We start from the raw sequence: 783 nt of genomic DNA, 5'->3' as shown, positions 1-783 counted from the left end.
CCGTTCATTTATCTTGAAAACTCAGTGTAACAGCAGCTCCTTTGCTATTATCATTCCTATTATCAATGCTGAAGTTTGCTTTTAATTTTTGCGCTATTTGGACACATTGATCAAGTCCTATACCTGTACTGTGTGATGTTGAAATCCCTTTTTTTAGATAGTCATTCTTGCTTAGCTTATTGAAATCAAACCCGTGTCCATTATCAATAAATGATATTTTATTTTCTCCACATCGTATTAAAAGCTCAGTGGCGCCAGCTTTAATTGCATTATGTCTAATGTTATTAATAAGCATTTGTATTTCTAGCGGTCTAAAAATACAAATGCGCGTAGAGCAATTTTGCAATTTCACAGATAAATTATGCAGAGGCGCATTATTAAGGTAGCTTTCAATAAATTCGTAGATATCTTTGTTTACTGTAAAGGTTTTAGCATCCCAGTTATTTGAAGTAATAGCGTTAATTAATTCTTTCATTTCAGACAGGTGAAATAAGGTATATTCAAACTCTGTAATTAAGTCTTGTATTGCAACTTTGTCAGGGTTTTTGTAGTAAATTTTCAGCTCTGCCTGAATGTTAGACTGTATTCCATGAGAGATTTGTTTTAAGGCATGTATGATCGTTCCTGTATTAGGCTCACCTGTTTTTATCTGATCTTTCATCTTTCAACAGTCCCAATGCTGATCAGCAATAATCTTATGCGCCATATCTAGTAAGGTTTGATCACCTTCTTTTAACACTTCTAGCAGCAATATTTTTTCTTTAAAGTAAACTTTACCAAATT

1 protein-coding gene is annotated in these 783 nt (G+C 33.0%); it reads right to left on the bottom strand.

What is annotated here, in order from left to right; genetic code table 11:
- Positions 1-4 precede the first annotated feature (4 nt).
- A complete protein-coding gene (locus DNJ75_RS15010) occupies positions 5-661 on the bottom strand; it encodes an ATP-binding protein (RefSeq protein ID WP_117004205.1) in 657 nt (218 codons plus the stop codon).
- Between the last annotated feature and the right edge of the window lie 122 nt (positions 662-783).

The organism is Cysteiniphilum litorale (assembly GCF_003428165.1).
In the GTDB taxonomy this organism is placed as follows: domain Bacteria; phylum Pseudomonadota; class Gammaproteobacteria; order Francisellales; family Francisellaceae; genus Caedibacter; species Caedibacter litoralis.
This window is presented reverse-complemented; position numbering and strand designations above follow the sequence as displayed.

What these genes read in the sequence shown, in the direction of transcription:
- DNJ75_RS15010 (WP_117004205.1), bottom strand. Translation starts at nt 661, where the DNA reads ATGAAAGATCAGATAAAAACAGGTGAGCCTAATACAGGAACGATCATA.